The 26,994-nt window shown below is 71.4% G+C and carries 18 protein-coding genes and 1 pseudogene; 11 read left to right on the plus strand and 8 right to left on the minus strand.

Translation table 11 applies throughout. The features are described from left to right. Nucleotides 1–525 precede the first annotated feature (525 nt). From ACLJPY_RS44400 to ACLJPY_RS44415, 4 genes are all read right to left on the minus strand, one after another. Nucleotides 526–1,968, minus strand: a complete 1,443-nt coding sequence (locus ACLJPY_RS44400; protein WP_410597008.1) for an arabinofuranosidase catalytic domain-containing protein — start codon at nucleotides 1,966–1,968, stop codon at nucleotides 526–528. A 14-nt stretch (nucleotides 1,969–1,982) separates the two neighbouring features. After that, nucleotides 1,983–3,014, minus strand: coding sequence for a LacI family DNA-binding transcriptional regulator (locus ACLJPY_RS44405; protein WP_410597060.1), 1,032 nt, complete (start codon nucleotides 3,012–3,014; stop codon nucleotides 1,983–1,985). A 4-nt stretch (nucleotides 3,015–3,018) separates the two neighbouring features. Then, nucleotides 3,019–4,392: an RICIN domain-containing protein gene (locus ACLJPY_RS44410; protein ID WP_410597009.1), complete on the minus strand. Its 1,374-nt coding sequence runs from the start codon at nucleotides 4,390–4,392 to the stop codon at nucleotides 3,019–3,021. Nucleotides 4,393–4,481: 89 nt separating this feature from the next. Then, nucleotides 4,482–5,225 carry a FadR/GntR family transcriptional regulator gene (locus ACLJPY_RS44415; RefSeq protein ID WP_410597010.1) on the minus strand — a complete coding sequence of 248 codons (744 nt, stop codon included), beginning with the start codon at nucleotides 5,223–5,225 and terminating at the stop codon, nucleotides 4,482–4,484. A gap of 398 nt (nucleotides 5,226–5,623) precedes the next feature. On the opposite strand from ACLJPY_RS44415, the gene ACLJPY_RS44420 reads away from it, so the two are divergent. The 9 genes from ACLJPY_RS44420 to ACLJPY_RS44460 all read left to right on the plus strand — a co-directional run bounded on the left by ACLJPY_RS44420 (nucleotide 5,624) and on the right by ACLJPY_RS44460 (nucleotide 19,529). Next, the gene (locus ACLJPY_RS44420; protein WP_410597011.1) at nucleotides 5,624–7,981 is read left to right on the plus strand and encodes a ricin-type beta-trefoil lectin domain protein; all 2,358 of its coding nucleotides are present in this window, start codon (nucleotides 5,624–5,626) and stop codon (nucleotides 7,979–7,981) included. Between the two features lie 19 nt (nucleotides 7,982–8,000). After that, the gene (locus ACLJPY_RS44425; protein ID WP_410597012.1) at nucleotides 8,001–9,476 is read left to right on the plus strand and encodes an arabinofuranosidase catalytic domain-containing protein; all 1,476 of its coding nucleotides are present in this window, start codon (nucleotides 8,001–8,003) and stop codon (nucleotides 9,474–9,476) included. Nucleotides 9,477–9,487: 11 nt separating this feature from the next. Then, nucleotides 9,488–11,461, plus strand: coding sequence for an alpha-L-fucosidase (locus tag ACLJPY_RS44430; RefSeq protein WP_410597013.1), 1,974 nt, complete (start codon nucleotides 9,488–9,490; stop codon nucleotides 11,459–11,461). A gap of 24 nt (nucleotides 11,462–11,485) precedes the next feature. Continuing rightward, nucleotides 11,486–12,571, plus strand: coding sequence for a ricin-type beta-trefoil lectin domain protein (locus ACLJPY_RS44435; RefSeq protein WP_410597014.1), 1,086 nt, complete (start codon nucleotides 11,486–11,488; stop codon nucleotides 12,569–12,571). A 144-nt stretch (nucleotides 12,572–12,715) separates the two neighbouring features. Further along, nucleotides 12,716–13,465: a GH12 family glycosyl hydrolase domain-containing protein gene (locus tag ACLJPY_RS44440; RefSeq protein ID WP_410597015.1), complete on the plus strand. Its 750-nt coding sequence runs from the start codon at nucleotides 12,716–12,718 to the stop codon at nucleotides 13,463–13,465. Nucleotides 13,466–13,660: 195 nt separating this feature from the next. Further along, the gene (locus tag ACLJPY_RS44445; RefSeq protein ID WP_410597016.1) at nucleotides 13,661–14,662 is read left to right on the plus strand and encodes a cellulose binding domain-containing protein; all 1,002 of its coding nucleotides are present in this window, start codon (nucleotides 13,661–13,663) and stop codon (nucleotides 14,660–14,662) included. Nucleotides 14,663–14,700: 38 nt separating this feature from the next. Continuing rightward, the gene (locus ACLJPY_RS44450) at nucleotides 14,701–16,101 is read left to right on the plus strand and encodes an endo-1,4-beta-xylanase (protein ID WP_410597017.1); all 1,401 of its coding nucleotides are present in this window, start codon (nucleotides 14,701–14,703) and stop codon (nucleotides 16,099–16,101) included. 25 nt (nucleotides 16,102–16,126) lie between these two features. Then, nucleotides 16,127–17,488: a glycoside hydrolase family 43 protein gene (locus ACLJPY_RS44455; protein ID WP_410597018.1), complete on the plus strand. Its 1,362-nt coding sequence runs from the start codon at nucleotides 16,127–16,129 to the stop codon at nucleotides 17,486–17,488. A 28-nt stretch (nucleotides 17,489–17,516) separates the two neighbouring features. Beyond that, nucleotides 17,517–19,529 (plus strand): family 43 glycosylhydrolase, encoded by a 2,013-nt coding sequence (locus ACLJPY_RS44460; protein ID WP_410597019.1) that lies wholly within the window; start codon nucleotides 17,517–17,519, stop codon nucleotides 19,527–19,529. On the opposite strand, the gene ACLJPY_RS44465 is transcribed toward ACLJPY_RS44460, so the two are convergent. Then, entirely contained in the window at nucleotides 19,462–23,631 is a 4,170-nt protein-coding gene (locus ACLJPY_RS44465; protein WP_410597020.1) for an amino acid adenylation domain-containing protein, read from the minus strand. The two genes, ACLJPY_RS44460 and ACLJPY_RS44465, sit on opposite strands and share 68 nt — an antisense overlap. 3 nt (nucleotides 23,632–23,634) lie before the next feature. After that, nucleotides 23,635–24,141: an SET domain-containing protein-lysine N-methyltransferase gene (locus ACLJPY_RS44470; protein ID WP_410597021.1), complete on the minus strand. Its 507-nt coding sequence runs from the start codon at nucleotides 24,139–24,141 to the stop codon at nucleotides 23,635–23,637. Nucleotides 24,142–24,260: 119 nt separating this feature from the next. Between ACLJPY_RS44470 and ACLJPY_RS44475 the strand changes: the two genes are divergently transcribed. Both ACLJPY_RS44475 and ACLJPY_RS44480 read left to right on the plus strand, forming a co-directional pair. Further along, a complete protein-coding gene (locus ACLJPY_RS44475; protein ID WP_410597022.1) occupies nucleotides 24,261–24,746 on the plus strand; it encodes a hypothetical protein in 486 nt (161 codons plus the stop codon). Between the two features lie 92 nt (nucleotides 24,747–24,838). Then, complete coding sequence (locus tag ACLJPY_RS44480) at nucleotides 24,839–25,771, plus strand: anti-sigma factor RsbA family regulatory protein (RefSeq protein ID WP_410597023.1); 933 nt, start codon at nucleotides 24,839–24,841, stop codon at nucleotides 25,769–25,771. Nucleotides 25,772–25,790: 19 nt separating this feature from the next. Here ACLJPY_RS44480 and ACLJPY_RS44485 read toward each other — a convergent pair. Continuing rightward, a pseudogene (locus ACLJPY_RS44485) lies at nucleotides 25,791–26,285 on the minus strand (phosphatase PAP2 family protein); the annotation flags it as partial. Nucleotides 26,286–26,384: 99 nt separating this feature from the next. After that, nucleotides 26,385–26,984, minus strand: coding sequence for a hypothetical protein (locus ACLJPY_RS44490; RefSeq protein WP_410597024.1), 600 nt, complete (start codon nucleotides 26,982–26,984; stop codon nucleotides 26,385–26,387). Between the last annotated feature and the right edge of the window lie 10 nt (nucleotides 26,985–26,994).

A 26,994-nucleotide genomic window follows, 5' to 3' on the forward strand; every position in this document is an offset into this window, starting at 1 on the left:
ATCGGCCGAATGGAGGCGAACCGGTTCGGCGGCGGCGACCGGGAGCCGACGGCTGCGGCAGGCTTACCGCGGCCACGGCTCACCGCGCCCGGGGCCGCGGCCAGCGGGCCGCGGGCGGCGGGCGGCGGCCCAGCTCCGGCAGCAATCCGGCTCCGGCCGCAGGCCGGGGCCCAGCAAAGTCCGGCAGACCCGCAACGCAAGTGTCCAGGCACTACCCCCAACGCGACCGCCACCCGAAAGCACGACCGGCACCCCACCCAGACCTCCCCCGCCACCCCGATACGAAGCCAAAAACACGGACGGTGGCGCCGGGTCAAGGCACGCTTTCCCGCCTTGACCCGGCGCCACCGTCCGTAGTCACAATCAAGCTTCGGGGTGGAGGGTCCACCAAAGCCGAGCCCTCCACCAAAGCCGAAACCTTCCCAAAGCCGAAACCCCGGCACCGAGATCCAAAGCCACACGAGCAACGGAAGGGGCTTCCCCCGCACCAAGGCGAGGAAAGCCCCCTCCCGCACCCCACCGGGCTCAGCGGTAACCAGCCGCCACAACATTCGCCTGCACGGCGTTCTCCGTCGCATCCGAGGGATAACCGGCCACCATCGCACCCTCGTAGAACGTCCCGGCACTCAGATTCGCCCCACCACCGGGCTTGCAGCAGTCACCACCGCTGCCCAGCACGATCGCACCCTGCTTCTTCATCGGGCTGTACCCGCTCGGGAGCCCCCCGTCCCACATCGTCGTCAGGCTGCCCGACTGCGCATTGCTGCCCTTGAGCGCGAACCGTGACGTGCCGTTGTTCTTCAACACCGCCGTGACGAACTTGCTCGGCAGGGGCCGCTGGTTCGGGTTCCACTGCTGGCTGCCGCCCGGGTACAGGCCCCACTCGAGGTCGGCCTGGACCCACGGGCCGCCGCCGGTGCAGCCGCCGAACCAGCACTCCGTGCCGAAGTTGATCGCGTCCATCGCGCCGGCCGCGTCGGCCTTGCGGGTCGTCTCGCTGTTGCCGTAGTCGAAGCAGCAGCCGCTGTTGACGTGCGTCCCGCTGGTCACCATGTACATGCCCTCCGGTGCGCTGCCGGTCGGCACGCCGGTCAGGTGCCCGTCGCGCCAGTAGCTGTTGCCGGGGTTGATGTACAGCGAGTACGCCTTCGCGCCGCCGACGGTGAGCGACTCCGACGTCGCCTTCGCCGGGCTGCTCTGGCTGGACCCCGGTACCGCGCTCGATCCCTGGTACCACAGGTCGTTCCCGCGTCCGGACTGGTCGTAGACCACGGTGATGACGCAGGACGTGCCCGCGCAGAAGGAATCCTGGACGCTCGCGTCGGCGGTCCCGCCCGCCGCCCGGACGCCCACCTCCTTCGTCGCGTTGTCGGACGACCGCCGGACCTGGTACAGGTTTCCGGCGTAGCTGCCGTAGAGCGCCCGGACCGTGCTGTGCGCGGCGACGCACGGCGTGCCCCCGGACGCGTAGATGTCGCACGGCGCCGTGCCGCTCGGGGGTGGCGGGGTCGTTCCCGCGCTCCACCGCTGGTTGCTCTGGCCGTTGCAGGTCCACAGCTCGACCGCGGTGCCGTTGGCCGTGCCGGCGCCGGTCACGTCCAGGCACAGTCCGGATTGGACACCGGTGATCGTCCCGTCGGCGTTCTGCCGCCACTGCTGGTTCGCCTGGCCGTTGCAGGACCAGATGATGACCGCGGTCCCCGGCGCTGTCCGGCCCCCGTAGGCGTCGACGCACCGGGTGCCGTTCACCGTCCGCAGCTCCCCCGCCGCGGTGAACTCGTACGCCTGCCCGGCCTGCCCGCCGCAGTCCTGGATCTCCAGTGCCGTTCCGGTGGCGTCGGTGCCGCCCCGGACGGTCAAGCACCGCCCCGACGCCGCACCCACCAGCGGCGCCGGAGCCGCCGAAGCCGGGGGCGCCCCGGCCAGCGCCGCCAGCAGCAGCGCGGCGACCATCACGAATACCCGCACTATTCCTCCCACATTCACCCCGACTTGCGCGGCACCAGTTCGGTGTCGAGCACCGTGCACCGGCGCGGTGACGCGCCGTCGATCATCGCCAGCAGTTCCGCGGTCATCCGGGCACCCATCTCCTCGACCGGCTGGCGCACGGTGGTCAGCGGTGGGTCCGTCCAGCAGCTGATCGGCAGGTCGTCGAACCCGACGAGGGCCACGTCCTCCGGCACCCGCCGGCCCGCGCGGCGCAGCGCGCGCAGGGCGCCGACCGCCATCATGTCCGACGCCGCGAAGATGCCGTCGACGTCCGGGCGGCGGGTCAGCAGCCGGGACGTCGCGTACTCGCCGGACGCCTGGCCGAAGTCCCCGCACACCACGAGCGTTTCGTCGTACCGGCCGGCCCGCGTCATCGCCTGCCGGTACCCGGCCAGCCGGTCCACGCCCGCGGTCATGTCCTGCGGCCCGGCGACGGTCGCCACGGTGTGGCGGCCACCGTCGAGCAGCCGCTGGGTCGCCAGCCGCGCGCCGCCCTGGTTGTCGGCGTCGACGTACGGCCGGCGGGCCGTCCGCCCCGCCTGGACCGGCCGCCCGCCGAACACGACGGGGATGCCGAGCCAGTCCAGGTCGAGCGGGCGGCGGCCGTGCATGCCGACGACGAGCGCGCCGTCGACGTGGCCGCCGTCGAGGTACCGCACCACCGGCGACTGGTAGTCGTCGGTGGCCGGCACGGTGAGCAGTACCAGCTGCACGCCCACCGCGGTCAGCTCCCGGCCGACCCCCGCGGCGATCCGCGGGAAGTACGGGTCGGTGAACAGCCGCGGCACCTCCTCGCACACCACCAGGGCGATCGAGCCGGTTTGCCGCGCGCTGCCGGCCTTCGCCGCCCGCTGCCGGGCGTACCCGAGCGCCAGCATCGCGGACTCGACCTGCTTGCGGCGTTCCGGGCTGACCCGGGGGAACCCGTTCAGCACGCGGGAGGCCGTGGCGATCGACACCCCGGCCGCCCGCGCGACGTCGGCCAGGGTGGGACGGAACCCCGGCGGTTGTTCGGCGACGGACACGGCGTCAGGCACGCTGGAGCTGGAACCGCTGGTTGGGGTTCCCGGTGAACGTCCACTGGGAGATCCGCGCGCCGTCGGCGGTCGAGACGCCCCAGACGTCCAGGGCCAGGCCGCTCAGCCGGTTGACCAGGCTGACCGCGCCGCCGCCCTGGTCGACGACCCGCCACTGCTGGGCGGTGGCGTTCGTGTCGGCCTGCTGGCTGATGTCGGCACCGCTGTTGGCGTTCGCGGCCTGCAGCACCAGCCCGCTGTTGCGTGCCCGGACCCGGTAGTAGCCGTCGCCGGAGTCGACGAAGTCGAACTGCTGGCTGAGCCCGCCGGTGGCCGGCTCCTGCTCGATGAGCGCACCGGCCGCCGTCGAGGCACCGGTGATCCCGACGAGCTTGTTGCTGTGCTGGGCCACCAGCTTGTAGTTGACGCCGGTCTGGACCGGCGGTCCCGGCGGCTGGGTGTTCGAATCGAACTGCGTGATGAACTTCCACACCTCGCCCGAGGTCCACGTCTGCCAGCCGTCGCAGGTGCAGCCGTCCCGCGGGCCGGGGTCGTGCCCGGCGCCGTCGAAGGCGGCCCAGACCACCGGGTAGCCGGGTTTGCAGCCGGAGTAGGCCGTCACGATGTGCGTCAGGCTGCCGTTGGCCGGCTCGGGCGGGTTCTGCGGTGTGCACCCGTTGTTCCGGACGAACTGGTCGCGCAGGGCGCGGCCCGAGGCGATGGGCAGCACGTTGTCGCGAAGGCCGTGGAGACCGATGTAGGCGACCGGCTGGGTGCCGCCGCTGCAGCCGCTGAGGTTGGCGCCCGAGTAGACGGCGACCGCGCGGAACACGGTGGGCCGGGCGCACGCGAGGGCGTAGCTCATCGCGGCGCCGTAGCTGAAGCCGCCTGCGAAGACCTGCGAGGTGTCGACGCACAGCGCGGATTCGAGCTGGCTGAGCAGGTCGTCGATGAAGGTGACGTCCTGGCCGCCGGGGTTGGCCCAGCCGTTGCCGTTGCCCTGCGGCGCCACGAAGATCGTGCCGTTGCCCGCGTTGTCGGCCAGCCGGCGCAGCCCGTAGTAGGACCAGTTGTAGCCGTCGGTGCCGCCCGAGTCGACGTCGTTCGCGGTCCCGCCCCGCCAGTGCAGCCCGACGAAGAGCCGGTACGGGTGGTTGTTGTCGTAGTTGTTCGGGACCCGCAGGATGTAGCTGCGGTTCTGGCCGCCGCTGGAAATCGTGTGGTTGCCGCTCGCCAGCCCGGGTGCCTTCCCGCAGCCGGCGGTGGCGGCGGCCGCGGCGGCCGGGGTGTTCCCGCCGGGCGGAGCGGCTTGGGCGGTGCCGCCGGCGAGCAGTGCGAGCACGGCTCCGATCACGGCTGAGACGAACAGGGATCTCGGCTTCACCATTTACGGCTCCCTCTGTCAACGGACGTCGTCGTCCCCCCGGGCGGGTGGGGCCCGGGAGCAGAATGGTCCACAATGGAATGTCACTGCGGTCACCGGCCGAAGAGCCGGCGCTGGATCTCCCGGCGGTAGTCCTCCAGGGTGTTGTCCAGGTGGACGCCGGCGGCGTGGGCCGCCGCGTCCGGGTCGCCGTCGCAGATCGCCCGGTAGATCGCGGCGTGCTCCTCGATCGCGCCCACCGCGTGCCCGCCGATGGCGCCGGACATCCCGATGATGTTCGACTGGCGTTGCAGGCGGCGGGCTTCGCGCACGGCCGCGACGAGGAACTGGTTGTGCGAAGCGGTGGCGATCCCGGCGTGGAAAGCGTCGTCGCCCCGGTCGAACAGCGAGGTCTGGCCGGTCAGGTGGCCGTGCCGGCAGGTCTCGGCGGCGGCCTCGATCGCGCGCAGCTCGGCCGGGGTGGCGTTGGCCGCCGCCAGCCGGCTCGCCGCGGTCTCCTGGATCCGGCGGAATTCGAAGAGCATGTAGACGTGGTCGAGATCGGCGGGCAGGAAGAACGCGCCCCACCGGGACCCGCCGAGCATGCCCTCGTCGTCGGAGACATACAGCCCACGTCCTTTGTGCGCTCGCACCCGGCCGATGGCCGAGAGGATCTTGACGGCCTCCCGCACCACGGTCCGGCTGGTTCCCATCCGCGCCGCCAGCTCGTTCTCCGTCGGCATCCGGTCGCCGGGCCGCAGCTCCAGTTCGGCGATCAGCCGAAGGATCTGCTCCGCCACCACTTCGTAGCCGGGGCGGTACGGGACAGGCGGTGCTACTTCCTCGTCACTGGTCACGCAATGAGTATGACTCAGCAACTCCGGGCAGCACCTTACCTCGCCGACCCACCACCCGGTCAATCTTTGTCAGAGCGGCCTGAAACTTACAGTAAGGACAACCGGTGCAGCGGCAGTACGGAGCAATGAGCGTGCTCATCGCTTGACGCCGGGGTGGTGCACTGTTCTCATAGATCACCGACCCACCAACGGAAATCCGGCGGCGGACGGCGAAACTTTCGATCGCCGACCCACCTTGCCGCCGCGGATGAGTCTGACACATCTGCCCGGTCCGCCGCCGGACCGAGACCCGCCGACGGCGGGGCGCCCGGGCGACCCGGCGCCGGGTGCCCGCAAGCTGTCCACAGTGGACGACTTGCCGAACCGGGCGCACCCCGTCCCCGGAGAGGTCCCCGCCCATGCCGTCGCGCATCGCCACCGCGCTCGTCACCGCCCTCGTGGTGACCGCGCTCGCCACGCCGTCCGCCCACGCCGCGACCGTCACGATCGCCGTCGCGCCCGGCGGCGACGACGCCAACCCCGGCACCCCCGCCCAGCCGGTCGCCACCCCGGCGAAGGCCCAGCAGCTGGCGCGCGCCCAGTCGGCCTCAGGCGACGTCGTCGTGCAGCTGGCCGGCGGCACCTACCGGCTGGCGGCCCCGCTGCGGTTCGCCGCCGCCGACTCCGGGCAGAACGGCCACACCGTCACCTGGCAGGCCGCCCCGGGCCAGCGGCCCGTCCTCTCCGGTGGCAGCCAGGTCACCGGCTGGTCGGTGCAGGACGCGGGCCAGAACATCTGGGTGGCCTCCGTGCCGGCGGGCGCCGACTCCCGGCAGCTGTTCGTCGACGGCGCGCTCGCCCCGCGGGCGGGGATCACGATCTCCCGCAACGACGTGCAGTTCACCACGAGCGGGATGACGATCACGAACTCCGCGCTGAACTACCTGGCCACGCTGCCGCAGCAGAACCGGATCGAAGTGGAGAGCCAGAACTCCTTCACCGACCGGTACTCCCCCGTCGACCACATCAGCGGCACCTCGATCGTCATGCAGCAGCCCGCCTGGAACAACAACAACTGGGGCTACGACACGCTCGCCAAGCCGTTCGGCGGCGGCCAGCTGTTCCTCGAGAACTCCTACTCCTTCCTCAAGAACACCGGCCAGTGGTACCTCGACCCGCAGGCCGGGAAGCTGTACTACAAGGCACCCGGCGGCTGGGAGCCGGGCAGCCACGACGTCGAGCTCCCGCGGCTGACGTCGCTGCTGCAGATCGGCGGCACCTACGACAGCCCGGTGCGCAACCTCGCCTTCCAGGGCCTGAACTTCGAGCACACCACCTGGCTCACGCCGAGCACGTCGGTCGGGTACGCGAACCAGCAGACCGGCACCTTCCTCCCCGCCGCGGCCCCGATGCCGGGCGACTTCCTGACCTCCTGCCAGTCGGGCTGCCGCCAGTTCGAGGGCGCCCGCAACACCTGGGCCCAGGCACCGGCCGCGGTCCAGGTGTCGGCGGCCGCCGGGATCACCTTCAACGGCAACACCTTCACCCACCTCGGCCAGGTGGCGCTGGGCATCGGCAACGACGCGAACGCGCACGCCACCGGCGTCGGCCTGGGTGCGTCGTCGATCACCGTGGACCACAACACCTTCACCGAGGACTCCGGCGGCGGTGTCATCGTCGGCGGCGTGCGCCCCGACGCCCACCACCCCTCGAACCCGGCGATGACGAACAAGGACGTCACCATCTCCTCCAACACGGTCAGCCGGGTCGCCCTCGACTACCGCGAGATGGCCGGCATCCTCTCTACGTACGCGACGCACACCGTCATCACGCACAACGACGTCTCGAACCTGACCTACGACGGCATCGACGTCGGCTGGGGCTGGGGCGCCAACGACCAGGGCGGCAGCCAGGACTACCGCAACCGCGGCCTGTACGACTACCAGCCCGTCTACACGACGCCGACCACGCTGCGGGACACCGTCGTCAGCTACAACAAGGTGCACGGCACCAAGAAGCTGATGCACGACGGCGGCAGCATCTACAACCTCTCCGCCAACCCCGGCAGCTCCATCGACCACAACCACGTCTACGACAACAACCGCACGGTCGGGCTGTACCTCGACGAGGGCTCCCGGTACGTGACGCTGTCGGCCAACGTCATCCAGGACTCGGGGGTCTGGGCCTTCACGAACGCCAACGGGTCCAACAACACCAACGACAACACCTTCAGCGGCAACTGGTACAACGGCGGCGCGACCCAGGTGGCCACCGGCGCACCGCACAACAACGTGCTGACCGGGAACGTCCAGGTCAGCGGCACGAACTGGCCCACGGGCGCCCAGCAGGTCATCGCCGCGGCCGGCACCGGCGGCGGCAGCGTCCCGGCCGCGGGCCCGGTCCGCGCGCTGGGCAAATGCCTCGACGTCAACGGCGTCAGCACCACCCCCGGCACGAGCGTGCAGATCTGGGACTGCAACGGCGGCACCAACCAGGCCTGGGCCCGCACGAGCGCCGGCGAGCTGACCGTCTACAGCGGCGACAGCACGCGCTGCCTCGACGCCTCCGGCCAGGGCACGACGCCGGGCACCAAGGTCGTCATCTGGACCTGCAACGGCCAGGCCAACCAGCGGTGGCAGCCCGGCACCGACGGCAGCATCACCGGCGTCCAGTCCGGGCTCTGCCTGGAGGTGACCGGGTCCGCGACCGCGAACGGCACCCCCGTCCAGCTCGCCGCCTGCACCGGCGCGAACAACCAGAAGTGGGCTCTCGGCTGACGAACGAAGGAGTTCGGCCATGGTCTTCCGCAAGCGTTCCCTGCTCAGAACCTTCCACGCCGTGGCGGCGGCCCTCCTGCTGACCGCCGGCGCGGTGGCCGCCACGGCTCCCGCGGCCCAGGCGGCCACCCAGCAGGCGTGCGACCTCTACGCCGCCGGCGGCACGCCGTGCGTCACCGCGCACAGCACCACCCGTGCCCTCTTCGCGGCCTACAACGGCCCGCTGTACCAGATCCAGCGGGCGTCGGACCAGAAGTACCTCGACATCCACCTGCTGGAGGCGGGCGGCTACGCCGACTCCGCCCCGCAGGTGTCCTTCTGCGCCGGGGCCAAGTGCACGGTCACGAAGATCTACGACCAGACCGCCAACCACAACGACCTGCCCATCTCGTGGGGCGGCTTCTGGAAGGGCCCCGGCCCCAACGGCTCGGACGTCGGCGCCGACGCGATGGCGCTGCCGGTGACCGCCGGCGGGCACCCGGTGTTCGGCATCAAGGTCACCCAGGGCGTCGGCTACCGGATCGACAACGCCAAGGGCGCACCGGTCGGGGCCCAGCCGGAGGGGATCTACATGATCACCTCGTCGAACTACGTCAACCAGTGGTGCTGCTTCGACTACGGCAGCGGCGAAACCTCCCACAACGACACCGGCAACGCCACCATGAACGCCATCTACTGGGGCACCGCCTGCTGGTTCAACGGCTGCACGGGCACCGGCCCGTGGGTCGAGGCCGACCTGGAGAACGGCATGTACCACACCGGATCCGGCTCCAACAAGGACCCGAACAACCCGGGTGTGCACCACCCGTTCGTCAGCGCGTGGCTGAAGAACAACGGCACCTCCAACTTCACCCTGAAGTACGGCGACGCCACCACCGGCGGCCTCACCACGCCGTATTCGGGCGGGCTGCCCAACGGCTACTCGCCGATGAAGCTGGAGCCGTCGATCCTGCTGGGCACGGGCGGGGACAACAGCGTCTCCGGGGTCGGCGAGTTCTTCGAAGGCGCGGTGACCAGCGGCTACCCGAGCGACGCCACGGAGAACGCGGTGCAGGCCAGCGTCACCGCGGCCGGCTACAGCACCGGTGGTGGCACGGGCAGCACCGGCGCGGTGCACGCGGTGGGCGCGAACAAGTGCCTCGACGTCAACGGCGTCAGCACCACCCCGGGCACGGCCGTCCAGATCTGGGACTGCAACGGCGGCACCAACCAGACGTGGACCCGGACGGCGGCCGGCGAGCTGACCGTCTACGACGGCGGCAACCTGCGCTGCCTCGACGCCTCGGGCCGGGGCACCACCCCGGGCACCAAGGTCATCATCTGGAACTGCAACGGCCAGAACAACCAGCAGTGGACGTTCGCCGCCAACGGGACCGTCACCGGCGCCCAGTCCGGGCTCTGCCTCGACGTCACCAGCTCCGGGACCGCGAACGGCACCGCGGTCCAGCTCGCCACCTGCACCGGCGCGAACAACCAGAAGTGGTCCCTGAACTGAAAGGCCTCCCCATGTCTTCGTTCGAGCTGTCCCGGCGCAGGCTGATCGTGGTGGCCGGGGCCGCCGCGGCCGCCGGCGTGTTCCGCGTCCGCACCGTGTGGGCGACCGAAGGACCCGGCAGCTACACCGCGAGCTGGTCGTCGGTCGACCAGCACCCGCCCGCACCGGAGTGGTTCCAGGACGCCAAGTTCGGCATCTACTACCACTGGGGCGTGTTCAGCGTCCCGGCGTTCGGCAACGAGTGGTACCCGCGGAACATGTACATCAGCGGGTCCAACGAGAACAACCACCACAAGGCCGTCTACGGCGATCCGTCGGCGTGGCCGTACCAGAACTTCATCAACGGCGCCCGCGACAAGGCGGGCAACTGGGTGCAGTTCGCGCCGAAGCTCAAGTCCGCGGGCGGGAACTTCGACCCCGCCGACTGGGCCCAGCTCTTCGCCGACGCCGGCGCGAAGTTCGCCGGCCCGGTCGCCGAGCACCACGACGGCTATTCGATGTGGAACAGCAGCGCCAACGAGTGGAACTCGGTCCGCACCGGCCCGCAGCTGGACCTGCTGCGGCTGCACGCGGACGCGATCCGCGCGAAGGGCCTCAAGCTGCTGACGGCGCTGCACCACGCGTACCACTTCACCGGCTACTACGACCACGTGCCGACCCAGCCGACCGAGTCGCTGCGCCGCCTGTTCGGCCAGAACGGCAGGACGGCGGAGAACCAGCTGTGGTACGACAAGCTCCGGGAGGTCGTCGACGGGTACCAGCCCGACATCGTGTACCAGGACTTCAACCTGACCCAGGTCGACGAAGCCCAGCGGTTGAACTTCCTCTCGCACTACTACAACCAGGCCGTCGCCTGGAACAAGGACGTCGTCGCGACCTACAAGGACGGGTTCGACAACCGCGGCGAGGTCTTCGACTTCGAACGCGGCGGCCCCGGCGACCTGCTCAGCCCGTACTGGATGACCGACGACAGCATCTCCAGTTCCAGCTGGTGCTACACCAACGGCATCGGCTACTACTCGATGAAGGCCATCCTGCACTCCCTGCTCGACCGGGTCAGCAAGAACGGCACCATGCTGCTGAACATCGCCCCGATGGCCGACGGCACCATCCCCGCCGGGCAGCGCTCGATCCTGCTCGGCATCGGCGACTACCTCAAGCGGTTCGGCGAGTCCTTCTACGGCACCCGCGCGTGGGCGGTGTACGGCGAAGGCCCGACGAAGATGGGCGGCGGGTCGTTCACCACCCCGGTGGAGGGGACGAAGACCGACGTCCGGTTCACCCGCAGCAAGGACAACACCGTGCTGTACGCGACCGTGCTGGGCTGGCCGGGGAGCACCTTCCCGATCACGACGCTCGGGTCGAACCGGATCAACCTGGGCAACCTCGTGTCCGCCCAGCTGCTCGGCCCGAACGCCGGGGCCGCCACGGCCCTGCCCACGCCGGTGCAGGACGCGTCCGCCCTGCGCGTCCAGCTGCCGTCGGCCACCCCGCCGTTCGACGCACCGGCCTACGTGGTGAAGCTGACGTTCGCCGGCCAGGTACCCACCCCCGGCTCCGGCCCGCTGCCCACCGGCTGGGCCCGGATCGCCAACGTCACCACCGGTCTCGTGCTGGACAGCGGCGGCAGCGTGGCCGCCGGCTCGCCGCTCAAGCAGTGGAACTGGGACGGCAGCACGAACCTGCAGTGGCAGCTGACCGACGCCGGCGGCGGCTACGTCCGGATCGTCAACCGCACCAACGGGATGGTCGCCGACAGCCGGGGCAACACCGCCAACGGCGCCACGCCCGCGCAGGCGGCGTGGACCGGCGGCACCAGCCAGCAGTGGCGGCTGACCGCCCTGGGCAACGGCCGGTACCAGATCGTCAACCGGGCCACCGGGACCGCGCTCGACGGCATGGGCAGCACCACCGCCGGCTCGAGCGTGGGCCTGTGGACCCCGAACAGCAGCACCAACAACCAGTGGACCATCACCGGCGTGTGACGGCCGGTCAGCGAGGAGGACGAGATGCGCACACGGCTCGGGTGGCTCGCCGCGGCCGCGGCGGTCCTGGCCGGCACCCTGCTGCCCGGCACCGCCGGCGCCGAATCCAACGGCGGAGTCCGGGTGATGCCCCTCGGTGATTCCATCACCGAGGGCACGCAGGTCCCCGGCGGCTACCGGATCGGGCTCTGGCAGCGGGTGACGGCGGGCGGTTACCAGGTGGACTTCGTCGGTTCGCAGTCCAACGGGCCCGCCACGCTCGGCGACCACGACCACGAGGGCCACCCGGGCTGGCGCATCGACCAGATCGACGCCAACACCGTGTCGTGGCTGCGCACCAGCGGCCCGCACACGGTCCTGCTGCACATCGGCACCAACGACGTCCTGCAGAACTACGACGTCGCCCACGCGCCGGACCGCCTGTCCGCGCTGGTCGACCACATCACCGCGACGGCACCGGACGCCGAGGTCTTCGTCGCGACGATCATCCCGATCGCCAACAGCGGCCAGGAGGCCGCCGCGCGGACCTTCAACGCCACGATCCCCGGCCTGGTGCAGAGCAAGCAGAACGCCGGCAAGCACGTGCACCTGGTGGACATGCACGCCGCGCTGACCGCCGCCGACCTGGTCGACGGCGTCCACCCCAACGCCGGGGGCTACGACAAGATGGCCGCGGTGTGGTACGCCGCCCTGGAGTCGGTCCCGGGCAGCATCGGCACCCCCGGCCCGTCGTCGGGGCGGCAGCTCGTCGGGACGCAGTCGGGCCGGTGCGCCGACGTCCCGGGGTCCGCCGACGGCACCGCGGTGCAGCTGCAGGACTGCGCCGGGGCGCCCTGGACGCCCAGCGGCAAGCAGCTGACGGCCTTCGGGTCGAAGTGCCTGGACGCGTCCGGGCAGGGCACGGCCGACGGCACCCCGGTGATCATCTGGACCTGTTCCGGCCAGGCCAACCAGCAGTGGACCGTCAACGCCGACGGGACGGTCACCGGCGTGCAGTCCGGCCGGTGCCTCGACGCGACCGGGCAGGGCACCGCCGCCGGCACCAAGCTGATCCTGTGGACCTGCAACGGGCAGGCGAACCAGAAGTGGACGCTGCGGGCGGCCGCCTGACCGGGAGCGCTCCCAACCAATTGCCCGCATTCGGTGAATCGATCACGGCGACCCTCTTTGCACCGGCGCGCCGCTGTGGTTACATCGATACCACTTCAGATTGAGAGCGCTCCCAGAACAGCCACAACGACGTGGAGGAGACCCATGAAGCTGAGGAACGCCCTGTCCGCGGTGCTGCTGGCCGCGGCCGGCCTCGCGGCGCCGGTCGTCGCGGCCCCGGCCGCGCACGCGGACACGCTGATCTGCGACCAGTACGGCTCGACCACCATCGGCGGCCGGTACGTCGTGATGAACAACCGGTGGGGCAGCAGCGCCCAGCAGTGCATCAACGTCACCGGCAGCGGCTTCCGGATCCAGACCCAGCAGGGGTCCACCAGCGGCGGCGCACCGCTGTCCTACCCGGCGGTCTACCTCGGCTGCCACTACTCGAACTGCTCGCCCGGCTCGCCCCTGCCCCGGCAGCTCAGCCGGATCGGCAGCGCGCCGTCGTCGATCTCGTACAACTACGTCGGAAACTCGGTCTTCGACGCCTCGTACGACATCTGGATGGACCCGACACCGAAGACCAACGGGGTCAACCAGATGGAGCTGATGATCTGGCTCAACCACACCGGCAACGTCCAGCCGGTCGGCGGCCGGGTCGGCACCACCAGCATCGGCGGCCGCAGCTGGGACGTGTGGCAGGGCAACAACGGCGGCAACGACGTGGTGTCCTATGTGGCCACCTCGGCGCTGTCGGGCTGGTCGTTCAACGTGATGGACTTCGTCAACGACGTCGACAACCGCACCCGCGTCGACCGGTCCTGGTACCTCACCAGCATCCAGGCCGGTTTCGAACCGTGGAGCGGCGGCGTCGGCCTCGCGGTCAACTCGTTCTCCGCGAGCATCAACTAGCCGGGGAGCACCGGAGCCGGGCGCCGGGGAGGCGCCCGGCTCCGGCCTGCCCGAAAGTTTCGCGGAATAGCGGAAGAATTGTAAGTTACACCGAATTCGTGGTCACGGATCCCGCGCCCGGATACGCTGGTTCAAACCGAGCGGAATAGGGCGTGAAAGGCGAATCCGCCCCCGCGGTATGCGAAGGATCCCCCGATGAAACTCGCGAAGATCGTCGCCGGTGCGCTGGCGGCCTGCGCCGCGCTGGGTGCGGTGTCCGTGCCCGCGGCGGCCGCCACCCCGGTGGCGATCATGCCGCTCGGGGACTCCATCACCCAGGGCGGCTCGATCGGCGGCTACCGCCTCGACCTCGGCGCGAAACTGCGGGCCGACGGACGCTCGATCGACTTCGTCGGCTCCCTTTCCGACGGGCCGGCGAGCATGCCCGACCGCGACCACGAAGGTCACCCGGGCTGGACCATCGCGCAGATCGACGCGAACGTCTCCGGCTGGCTGACCCGGTTCCACCCGCGCACGATCCTGCTCCACATCGGCACGAACGACATGTACGGCGCCGATCCGGCCGGTGCGCCGCGGCGGCTGTCGGCGCTGGTCGACCGGATCACGAACCAGGCACCGGACACCGACGTCTTCGTCGCCACCATCATCCCGATCCGGTTCGCCGACCAGACGGTCCGCACCTTCAACGCGGCGATCGCCCCCGACCTGCGGGCCAAGGCCGCCGCCGGCAAGCGCGTGCACCTGGTCGACATGTACCCCTCGGTGGCCATCGCCGACCTGCCCGACGGCATCCACCCCGACGCTGCCGGCTACAGCAAGATGGCCACCACCTGGTACAACGCGCTCAACGCGGTCCCCGGCAGCATCGGCGGGGACCAGCAGCCGCCGTCGGGCGGCGGGCCGTGCACCGCGACCCCGCGGGTCGTGGGCAGCTGGAACGGCGGCTTCCAGGGCGAAGTGACCGTCGCGAACACCGGCACCGCCGCCCTCGACGGCTGGACCGTGCGGTTCACCCTGCCCGGCGGCCAGAGCGTCGGCCAGGTCTGGGGCGGCACGGCGAGCGGCACCGGCCCGGTGACGGTCAAGAACGCCGCCTACAACGGCACGCTCGGCGCCGGTGCGGCCACGACGTTCGGCTTCCTCGTGTCCGGTCCCGGCGCGGCGAGCCTCGGCACGGCCACGTGCACCAGCCCGTGACCGTGCTCCTCCCCTCCCCACGAAACGAAGGTGTGCAGATGAAGACGACATCGCGGTCGCTCTCCCGAGCCGCGCTGGCCTCGGCCTTCCTGGCGACGACGCTCGGGGTTTCCCTGGTGCTCGCCACGTCCGCCGACGGTGCGGCCACCACGCTCGGCGCGGCGGCCGCCCAGAGCGGCCGGTACTTCGGCACCGCCGTCGCGGCCGGGAAGCTCGGCGACACGACCTACGTGAACATCCTCAACCGGGAGTTCACTATGGTCACCCCCGAGAACGAGATGAAGTGGGACGCCACCGAGCCCAGCCGCGGCCAGTTCAACTACAGCGGCGGCGACCGGATCCTCAACCAGGCCGTGAGCACCGGCAAGCGGGTGCGCGGGCACGCGCTGCTGTGGTACCAGCAGGAACCCGGCTGGGCCCAGGGCCTGTCCGGAACCGACCTGCGCCAGGCCATGATGAACCACGTCACCCAGGTCGCCACCCACTACAAGGGCAAGATCTACGCCTGGGACGTCGTCAACGAAGCGTTCGCCGACGGCGGCAGCGGCGGCCGGCGCGACTCGAACCTCCAGCGCACCGGCAACGACTGGATCGAAGCGGCGTTCCGCGCGGCCCGGGCCGCCGACCCCGGCGCGAAGCTCTGCTACAACGACTACAACACCGACGGCGTCAACGCCAAGAGCACCGGCGTCTACAACATGGTGAAGGACTTCAAGTCCCGCGGTGTCCCGATCGACTGCGTCGGCTTCCAGTCCCACCTCTCCGGCAACCCGCCCGGCGACTACCAGGCCAACCTGCAGCGGTTCGCCGACCTCGGCGTCGAGGTCCAGATCACCGAGCTCGACATCGCCGGCAGCAACCAGGCGAACGCCTACGGCGCGGTCACCCGCGCCTGCGTGGCCGTCTCGCGCTGCGCCGGCATCACCACGTGGGGCATCCGCGACACCGACTCCTGGCGCACCGGCGAGAACCCGCTGCTGTTCGACGGCAACGGGAACAAGAAGGCCGCCTACAACAGCGTCCTCGACGCGCTGAACGCCGCGACCCCGACTTCGCCCACCACCCCGACGACGCCGACGACCCCGACCACGCCCACGAGTCCGACCACGCCCACCACGCCGACGACCCCGACCACACCGAACAACCCCGGCGGCTGCAGCGCCTCGGTGTCACTGAACTCGTGGAACGGCGGGTTCGTGGCCACCGTGAAGGTCACCGCCGGCAGCAGCGCGCTGTCCGGCTGGCGGGTGACGACGGACCTGCCCGGCGGCGCGGCCGTGACCAACGGCTGGAGCGCGACCAACAGCGGCACCACCGGCAGCGTCACCTGGTCCAACGTCTCCTACAACGGCAGTGTCGCGGCCGGGCAGTCGACCGAGTTCGGCTTCCAGGGCACCGGCAGCGCCGACGGCCTCGGCGCCACCTGCTCGGCGAACTGACCGCTTCCGACGAACGGAGACCACCGTGTCCCACCGAAGGCGCCTGCTCGCCTGGCTGACCGCGGCCCTGTGCGCGACGGCGGTCCTGCCCGCCACCGCGCACGCCGACAACCCGATCGTCCAGCACATCTACACCGCCGACCCGGCACCGCTGGTGTACAACGGCCGCGTCTACCTCTACACGGGACACGACGAGGACGGCTCGACCTACTTCACCATGAAGGACTGGCGGGTCTGGTCGTCCTCGGACATGGTCAACTGGACCGACCACGGCTCGCCGATGAGCCTGGCGACGTTCAGCTGGGCCAAACAGGACGCGTGGGCGGGGCAGGCCGTCGAACGCGGCGGCAAGTTCTACTGGTACGCCCCGATGGTCGACCGGGCGACCGGCCGGATGGCCATCGGCGTCGGCGTCGCGGACAGCCCCACCGGGCCGTTCCGCGACGCCATCGGCCACCCGCTCGTGGAGAACGGCGAGATCGACCCGACGGTGTTCATCGACGACAACGGCCAGGCGTACCTGTATTGGGGCAACCCGAACCTCTGGTACGTCCGGCTCAACGCCGACATGACGTCGTACTCGGGCGGCGTCAACCAGATCCCGCTCACCACGGCCGGGTTCGGCACGCGACCCAACGGCGGCAGCCGTCCGACGCTGTACGAAGAAGGCCCCTGGGTCTACAAGCGCAACGGCACGTACTACAACGTGTTCGCGGCCAAGTGCTGCTCGGAGTTCATCGGCTACTCCACCTCGCCCGGCCCGACCGGGCCGTGGACCTACCGGGGCACGGTGATGCCGACGCAGGGCAGCAGTTTCACCAACCACCCCGGGCTCGTCGACTTCAAGGGCAGCTCGTACTTCTTCTACCACAACGGCGCGCTGCCGGGCGGCGGCGGCTACACCCGCTCGGTGGCCGTCGAGAAGTTCGCCTACAACGCCGACGGCAGCATTCCGACGATCAACATGACGACCAGCGGACCGCCGCCGGCCGACACGCTGAACCCCTACGTCCGGCAGGAAGCCGAAACGATCAACTGGGAGTCGGGGATCGAAACCGAGCCGGCGTCCGAAGGCGGCATGAACATCGGCTGGATCGAAAACGGCGACAACGTCAAGGTCCGCAACGTCGCTTTCGGGGCGGGCGCCAAGACGTTCACCGCCCGGGTCGCCTCGGCGAGCTCCGGCGGCACGATCGAGGTGCGGCTGGGCAGCGCCACCGGCACCGTGGTCGGCCGCTGCACCGTGTCCGGCACCGGCGGCTGGCAGACGTGGGCGTCGGTGTCCTGCCCGGTCAGCGGCGTCACCGGCACGCAGGACCTGGTCCTGCGGTTCACCGGCGGCAGCGGCTACCTCTTCAACGTGAACTGGTGGCAGTTCGCCGCCTGAGCTCCTCCCCCGACCCGAAAGGACAGCCGTGTCACGCCGACGATCCCGGGCGGCCGCTTCGGCCCTGCTCGCCGCGACCGGCCTCGCCGGCGCCCTCCTGGTGGCCACCCCGGCCGCGCACGCCGCGGCCGGGTGCTCGGTCACCTACACGAAGACCTCCGAGTGGCAGGGCGGCTTCGGCGCGTCCGTGTCGATCACCAACCTCGGGGACGCGATCAGCGGGTGGAGCCTGGACTGGTCCTTCACCGCCGGGCAGCAGGTGGGCCAGTACTGGAACGCGACCATCACCCAGACGGGCACGCAGGTCAGCGCGAAGAACGTCACCTACAACGGCGCCGTCCCCACCGGCGGCAAGGTCGACTTCGGCTTCAACGGCACGTTCACCTCGGCCGACCCGGCGCCGGCGGAGTTCCGGCTCAACGGCACCCTGTGCACCGGCGACGTCGGTCCGACCACCACACCGACCACGCCGACCACGCCAACCACGACCACGCCGACCACCACGCCGACGACCCCGACCACCACGACGACCCCGAACCAGCCGTCCACCTTCACCAACCCGGTGCTGTGGCAGGACTTCGCCGACGTCGACATCATCCGGGTCGGCAACGCCTACTACTACTCCGCCTCGACGATGCACTACTCCCCCGGCGCCCCCATCCTGCGCTCCTACGACCTCGTGCACTGGGAGTTCGCCGGGCATTCCGTGCCCAAGCTGGACTTCGGCGCGAAGTACGACCTCAACGGCGGCCGCGGGTACGTGCGCGGCATCTGGGCGTCGTTCTTCAACCACCGCGCCAGCAACGACACGTACTACTGGGGCGGCTGCGTCGACTTCGCCAAGACCTACATCTACACCGCCACCGCCGTCGACAGCCCGTGGTCGAAGCTCACGACCATCGACAAGTGCTACTACGACGCCGGCATGCTCGTCGACGACGACGACACGATGTACGTCGCCTACGGCAACACCACGCTGAGCGTCGCCCAGCTCTCCAAGGACGGCAAGACCGAAGTCCGCTCGCAGCAGGTCTTCCAGACGCCGTCGAACATCGGCACGCTCGAGGGCTCGCGGTTCTACAAGCGGGGCGGCAGCTACTACATCTTCGCGACCCGCCCGGCCAACGGCCAGTACATCCTTAAGGCGAGCAGCCCGTGGGGGCCCTACACCGTCCAGCAGGTGCTGCTGGACCTGCCGGGCCCGATCTCCGGCGGCGGTGTCCCGCACCAGGGCGGCCTGGTGCAGACGCAGAACGGCGACTGGTATTACATGGCTTTCGTCGACTCCTACCCCGGCGGCCGCGTCCCCGTGCTCGCCCCGGTCACCTGGACCGCCGACGGCTGGCCCAAGCTGCAGACGGTCAACGGCCGCTGGGGCACGACCTACCCGGCGCCGAACCTGCCGCCGCCACCGCGGCAGGTCGAGCCGATGACCGGCACCGACACCTTCCCCGGCCCGGCGCTGAGCCCGCAGTGGGAGTGGAACCACAACCCCGACACCACGAAGTTCTCCGTCGGCAACGGTCTCAAGCTGTCGACGGCCACGGTGACCAACGACCTCTACTCCGCCCGCAACACCCTGACCCACCGGATCCAAGGCCCGACGTCCACGGCCACCGCCACGCTCGACCTGACGTCGATGCGCGACGGCGACCGCACCGGCCTGGCGATGCTGCGCGACTCCTCCGCCTACATCGGCGTCAAGCGCGACGGCGGCCGCAACCGGGTGGTCATGGTCAACGGCCTGACCATGGACAGCAACTGGAACACGACCGGCACCGGCACCGAAGTCGCCGGCGCCGACCTGCCCGGGTCCCGGATCTGGCTGCGCGCCAACGCCGACATCCGGCCCGGCACCGGACGCCAGGCCCGCTTCTCCTACAGCACGGACGGGGTCAACTTCACCCCGCTCGGCACGCCGTTCACGCTCAACAACGCCTGGCAGTTCTTCATGGGCTACCGGTTCGCCGTCTTCAACCACGCCACGCAGGCGCTCGGTGGCTCGGTGACCCTCCAGCGGTTCGACCTGACCGAGCCGTAGCCTGCGGGCTTCGCCGTCCCGGCTGCTCGCCGGGCACGGCGAAGGTCCGGTCGACCTGCCAGAACGCCTGCGTCGGCGGCTCGGGAACGGGCCGCTGCCGCCCGGCCTGGCGCAGCGGCTGGGTCCGCGGCTCCGGGTTCGTCCGCGGCGAAGGGGCTTTCTGCTCCTTCGTCGGGACGCCCGCGTAACGCAGCCGCGGGAGCAGGCGTTCCTGCTTCATGATGACGCTGTGCGGCGCGACGTGCGTGTGCTCGCCGATTTCGGCGCCGTACAACGGAACCGTGCCATGCGCAAGCGTCGAGTGCGCCCCGACGTACACGTGGTCGATCTTGAGCACGCGGTCCTCGAACGTGTGGGCCTGGAACATCGCGCTGACCGTCGCGCCGTCGCCGAAGTGCAGCATGTCCGGGTCGACGACCTGGGCGAACCCTTCGCCGAGCACCACCCGCTTGCCGATGTCCACACCGGTGCGGCGCAGGAACAGCGGCAGCATCAGGGTGCCTTCCAGCGCCGACAGCACCCCGCCCGCGATGACGCCCCAGGCGACGTAGAGGAAGTCCCACCGGCTGCACCAGCAGGACCACAGCGGGTGCACGCCCGGCTTGACCCGCCCGAGCAGGCCCCACTTCAGCGCGAGCACGACCAGGCACGGCAGCAGACCGGTCACCAGCGTCACCACGGCGGCGCCCGGGAAGGCGAACGCGGCGAGCGGCAGCACCGTTGCGGCGTAGGACATCATGACGAACCAGGCGGTCAGCACCGCCAGCGGCACGACCGGGATGGCGAAGCGCAGCCACTCCCAGAACACGCGGGTGACGACCCGCGCGAACGACGGGTCGTGCGTGAGGCTCCGGTCGGTTTCCACGATTTCCCGGCGCGGCAGCAGCATCGGCGGATGGCCGAACCACGACGTGCCGGGCCGCATGATGCGGTCGTCGGCCACCGTGCAGACGCCGATCAGGATGTCCGGGGGCAGCCGCTGCCCGGCCGGGACGACGGCGTGGTTGCCGAGGAACGTGTCGTGGCCGAGCCGGACCTTCGCGAGCGTGACCGTGCCCTGCTGGATCCGCGGGCCGCCGAGGTAGATGCCGTCGGCGAAGAACGTGTCCGGCCCGATCTCGACGAGTTCCGGGACGACGTCGATGATCGTGCTGATCTCGCAGCCGCGCCCGACCCGCATCCCGGCCCAGCGCAGCCACACCGGCCAGAACAACCCGCCGGACAGCCAGTTCCCGGCCGTGGTGACCAGGCCGGTCTTGAGGCTCACCCGGATGTAGGCGAGGCTCCAGCGGCTGATGACGCCTTCCTCGACGCGCCCGAGCGCGCGGGCGCAGAACGCTTCGACCCAGACGCCGATCAGCAGCGAAAGGCAGCTGGCCAGTGCGAAGACGAGCAGGAAAGCCACGTGCTCCCACGGCCGCGTCACGGCGTCCAGCAGGGCCGGGTAGGTGACGTCGAAGGCCAGCACCAGTCCGATGAGGACGATCGACAGCGGCAGCGCGAACACCCAGGCGAACAGCGCGCGGGCGGCGATGGTGGCGAGCCCGTGCGCGAACGGCGACAGCATGCTGCCGGTGACGACCGGGACCGGCGCCTTGGGGGCGGGACCGGCGTCGTGCGCCGGGACGCCGTCCCAGCGCCGTCCGTCGGGAACGGCGGTTCCCGACGGCAGGGACGACAGCGCGGCCAGCCACGCCCCGCGGCCGAGGCGCGTGTTGGGCGACATCCCCGCGCGCACGTCCACGGTGGCCCCGCCGGCGACGGTGATCCGGCCGATCACCAGGTGGCCTTCGGTCAGCTGGACCAGGCCGAGCGAGGCGTCCTGGCCGATCGTGGCGTCGTCACCGATGTCCAGCAGGTCCCAGCCGCCCTGGACGAGGTCGACGCCGCGGTGCAGGTGCACGCGCTTGCCGATCCGGGCCCCGAGCCGCCGCAGTGCCACGTTCTGGAACTCGGTGCCGGCGATGGTGCCCCACGGCACGAACCGCAGCAGGTGCCGCACGAGCCACAGCCGCAAGTGGTACCCGCTCCAGACGGGGACCCGCGCCGGCTCGAACTTGCCGATGAGCAGCCGTTTCGCGCGCACGGCGAAGAACACCGCGAGCGGGGTCCAGCCGGCCCCGAGCACCAGCAGCGCGACCGGCAGCAGCACGATCAGCGGAACCAGCCCGAGCCGCGCGGCCAGCCAGGGCAGCGCGACGAACGCGGCGAACCAGCCGATCGGCGCGGCGATCGCCAGCTCGGCGCCCAGCCACGCCGCCTGGGCCAGGGTGATGGCGACCGCGTTGCGGGCCGGGGCCGCGACCGCGTCGATCTCGTCGTGGGTGACCGGCGCGGCCAGCTGCGCCAGCCCGGACACCGTGCGGGCGCGGTAGACGTCCCGGACGGCGATGGCTTCGGTGAGCGGGTTGGCCCGCAGTTTCGAGATGAGCATCGCCGCCTGCAGCGAACTGCCGCCGAGGTCGTCGAAGAAGTCGTCGCCGAGCCCGATGTCCGGCGTCTGCAGCACTTCGCGGAGGGCCTCGGCGATGAACTCCTCGGTCGCGTTCCCGGCCGCGGCGGGCTCGGCCGCGTGCCGCCGGGCGGTGGCCAGCACCGGGAGGTCGTTGCGGCGGAGCTTGCCGCCGGCACTGCGCGGCAGCCCCGCGGTTTCCCCGAACACCGCCGGGATCATGTACGCGGGCAGGACCTTGCGCAGGTGGTCCTTGAGCGCGGCCGCGGCCGGCATCGGGCCGTCCGGCACCAGGTGCGCGGCGATCACCTGGCCGGCGCCCTCGCCCTGGACCCGGCACGCGGCCTCGCGCACGCCGGGGAACCGGGCCAGCGACGCCTCGATGGCCTCCAGCTCGATGCGGTAGCCGCGCAGCTTGACCTGGGAGTCGATGCGGCCGTGGTAGAAGAGCGTGCCGTCGGGGCCGGCGTGCACGAGGTCGCCGGTGCGGTAGAGCCGCCCGAGCCGCGGGTGGTGGGGGAACTTCTCGGCGGTGAGCTCGGGCTTGCCGTAGTAGCCCAGTGCCAGCCCGGCCCCGCTCATGCACAGCTCGCCCTGCTCCCCCGGCTTGACGGGTTCGAGCCGCTCGTCGAGCACCCAGGCCCGCATGCCGGGCACGGGTTTGCCGACGGCGACCGGCTTCCCCGGTTCGACGTCGGCGCGCAGGCAGGTCACCGTGCACTCGGTGGGCCCGTAGCCGTTGACCATCCGGCGGCCGGGCGCCCACCGCTCGGCGACGTCGTCGGGCAGCGCTTCGCCGCCGACGTAGAGCAGCCGCAGGTCGGGCAGCTCCCGCCGCGGGTCCTCGCACGCCGTCGCGCGCAGCAGGGTCGGCGGCGGGCAGAGCACGGTGATCCGTTCGCGCCGCAGCCACGGCACGAGGTCGGGGCCGAGCCGCGCGGTCTCGTCGTCCATCACCACCACGGTGGCCCCGCACGCCCAGGCCATCCACGCTTCCTCGACCGAGGAGTCGTACGCGGGCGAGGAGCCCTGGGCCACGCGATCCCCCGGCCCGAGGCCGAACTCGGCGACGTCGGACCGGATCAGGTTGACCACGCCCCGGTGGCCGACGAGCACGCCCTTCGGCTTGCCGGTGGTCCCGGAGGTGTAGATGACGTAGGCGAGCCCGGGTGGCGCCGCGGGCGTGATGACCGGCTGCGCCGGAGGCCCGGCCGGGCCGTCGACGCGCTGAACCGCCCCGGTGTAACCGGCGCGGACGGCCCGTTCGTGCCCGGCTTCGTCGGTGACGAGCAGCGCGGGCGCGGCGTCGCCGAGGATGTGGCCGAGCTGCTCGTCGGGGAACGACGGGTCGAGGCAGACGTAGGCCGAGCCGGCCCGCAGCACGCCGAGCTGCGCGAGGTGGAGGTCTTCGGTGGTGCGGGGCAGCAGGATCGCCACGATCCCCGGCCGCCGGACCGCGTGCTGCACCGCGCGGGCGACGGCCGTGGACCGGCGGTGCAGGTCGCGGTAGGTGACCGTCCGCCGCGGCCGGCCACCGGACGGCGGGAGGTCGACGGCGACCGCGTCCGGCCACCGCCGGGCCGACTGCTCGAAGAAGTGGTGCAGGAGCGGGGCTTCGGCGGCCCGGCCCGGCTGGAGCGCCTCGCTCACCGCTCACGCCCCGACGGGTTCGCCGGCGCGGCCGTCGAGCACGGCCAGCAGGTACGGCGAGAGCAGCGGGCGCAGGTCTTCGCGCCGCTGCGGCGTCAGGTACCGGAAGCCCTGCACGACACCGTCGCAGCGCTCGGCACCGCACCGGCAGCCGAAGGGCTCGGCCATGTCGTATTCGGTGGTGGCGTAGTGGAAGGTGATCTCCGACCAGGCGGGGATGGGACGCAGGCTGAGCACCGCGCGATCGCGGATCACCGCGGCCGGTTCGCAGGCGTGGTTCATGAACCGCCAGTAGTAGCGGTCCAGGACCTCCTCGAGCGGGCAGCCGGCGGGCATGTCGACGTGCCGCCGCTCGTCGAGCTGGACGGTGTAGCGCGTCGGCGTCCCCGTGACCTCGCCTTCGAGCGTGAACAGCAGGGTGCCCGCCGGCACGGCCTGGTTGGTGACCAGCCGGTACTCGCCCTCACTGCGGACGACGGCCGCGCGCCGCGCCTCGATGATGTGGGTCATCCGTGACCTCCCGGAAGTGGATCGTCTGCCCAGGTCACGCGGCCGGGCCCCGGAGAGTTCACGAGCGCGGCGATGACGCTCTCAGTGTCCTCTCAACGACGGACTGCTACCGGCGCGCGGTGCTGCATACTCGGGGTCATGCCGACCGCGCCCACGACATGACCGGCCACCGGCTCACGGAGTTCCTGGACGAGCTCGGGGCGACCCGCACGGCCGGCACGGACAGGTGGCAGCTGGACGGATCGACCTGGCGGGCGACGGTGACCGTCACCCCGGGACGCTGGCTCGGCCTGGAGTTCGCGGCGCACGACCCCGTGACGGGCCGCCGCGCGACGTACGACATCGACACGGACCTGTACGACATCTCGCAGGAGAAGCACCGCTGGTTCGCCGAGGAGATCGAGCGCGACATCGTCGAGTTCCTCGGCAATCTGCGGAGCGGGGTTGTCCTGCGCGGGAACGACGGACCGAAGTTCGTGCTGGTGTTCCCGTCGGAGGGTGGCTGGGTGCGGGTGGTCCAGGGCCGCTTCCTCACGAAGGCGTCGACGCACGCGGACGTCGAATCGGCCCGGCTCGGCGACGGCCCCTACGTCCCCATCGATTGACGAGCGCCCAGGCGCGAGCACTGACCAGGTCTCAGCCGATCTCCGGACGCCTTCGCGCATACTGGTGACATCCCGGCGGAAGGAGAGGCGGCTTGAGCACGACCGCGGAGACCGGTACCGGTGCGTTCCAGCACCCCGCGTTGTTCTACCGCGGTGACACCGACTACCTGGCGGGCACCGTGCCGTTCGTGTGGGACGGCCTCGCCGCGGGCGAACCGGTCGCGGTCGCCGTTCCCGGCGGCAACCTCGAACTGCTGCGGCGGGAACTCGGCGCGGACGCCGCCCGCGTCCGGCTGCTGAACATGTCCGAGGCCGGGCGCAACCCCGGGCGGATCATCCCCGGCGTGCTGCGCGCCTTCGCCGACAGCCACCCCGGCCGTCCGGTGCGGATCATCGGCGAGCCGATCTGGGCGGCCCGCTCGGCTGCGGAGTACCCGGCGTGCGCCCAGCACGAGGCCCTCATCAACCTCGCCTTTGCCGGCCGGGAGGGCACCATCCTCTGCCCCTACGACGCCGACGCGCTCGCCCCGGACGTCCTGGCCGACGCCGAGTGCACGCACCCGGTCCTGGTCGACGGCACCGCCCACCGCACCAGCCCCGCCTACGACCCGGGCGCGGTGGTCGCCCGGTACAACGAGCCGCTTCCCGTGCCGGACACCGCGTTCGAGCTGCCGGACACCACCGACCTCGCGGGGGCACGGGCGCTGGCCCACGTCCGCGCGGCCGCCTGCGGGCTGAGCGACGACCGGGTCGCCGACGTCGAGGTGGTCGTCACCGAACTGCTGACCAACAGCATCGAACACGGCAGCGGGTCGGGCACCCTCCGGTTCTGGGGCGGCGAAGGCGAGTTCGTCTGCGAGGTCCACGACCGCGGCCGGCTCACCGACCCCCTCGCCGGCCGCCGGCCCGCGAGCCCGCGCCAGCCCCGCGGCCGCGGGCTGCTGCTCGTCCACCACCTCGCCGACCTCGTCCGCCAGCACGCCGGCGACGACGGGACGACCTTCCGGGCGTACTTCCGCGCCTGAGCCGGCCGTGCACGAGACCGGCCGCGACGGCACCGATGGCGACACCGCCGTACACGTCGGTCGGCCAGTGCGCCCGCGTCCGGACCCGGCTGTAGCAGACGACGGCCGCCAGCGGCGCGATCGCGGCGCCCGCCGCGGGGGCGGCGAGCGCAACGCCGACGGTGAACGCGGCCGCCGTCGAAGCGTGCGTGGACGGGAACGACGGCGACGACGGCTGTTCGGGCAGGGCCCGGCGGGCGGGCAACTGCCGCCCGGGCGGCCGCGGACGTCGCACGACGGCCTTCACACCGTGTCCGGCGGCCATGCCGGCCGCGCCCGCCACGAGCCCACGCCCCGCGGCGCGGCGCCGTGGGCCCGGCCGCCACGCCAGCACCCCGGCCACGAGAGCCCACAGCAGGCCGCCCTGGGCAGCCGTGCTGAGCGCGGTGACCGGCCACGCGGGCCGGGTGACCGGAAGGTCGTTTCTGTCCGGTCCTTCTCCGGCACGAAGGGACTTTTCGCTCGGCATGGCCATTCGATTTCCCACGACGGCAGCGGTTCAACCCCGTCTGTCCATGGTGGAGTGATGAGCTGGCTCAGCTCGACCGGTCCTGAGCGGTGACAGGTCCGGCGTTCACAGGTCGGAGGCCCGCCGGAAGGCGCGCCGCAGCAGCAGGACGACGCCCACACCGAGCAGCCAGCCGACCGCGTACCCGACGGCGACCGGCCACGCCGGGGCGCGCTGCGACCAGCGGTACACCCCGGCGAACCCGGCGCAGAGCACGGCGAGCATCCCGACGCCTTCGAACGCCAGACGCGTCGAGTGCACGAAGTTCCAGCCGGTGACGCTGAACCAGCCCCGTGTCGTGGGACCGGCGAGGGCCTCGGTGCGCCAGGTTTCCCACCGGATGTCGTCCGCCAGGCGTTCCGACAACGACTCCCGCAGGTAGCGCCGGATCAGCTTGATGTGGAAGTCGTGCAGGATGTACCGGCTGCCCAGCAGGTAGGAGGACAGCGGAACGAGCAGCAGCACGGCCGAGTCGGCGGTCGCCGCGACGGCAACGCTGCCGATCGCCCCCGCCGAAGCCAGCTGCAGGGCGAAGACGCTCCACTGCGTGTTCGCCCGCCGCTCGACTTCGGTGCGCAGGGCCGCGTACTCGGCCAGCATGACCTGGGTCGAGGTCGCCGAAACGGGCTCTCTGTCGTCCGGCTCACTGTCGTCCGGCTCCCGCATGCCGCCAGCG

This window comes from Amycolatopsis sp. lyj-23, from assembly GCF_046549135.1.
In the GTDB taxonomy this organism is placed as follows: Bacteria; Actinomycetota; Actinomycetes; order Mycobacteriales; family Pseudonocardiaceae; genus Amycolatopsis.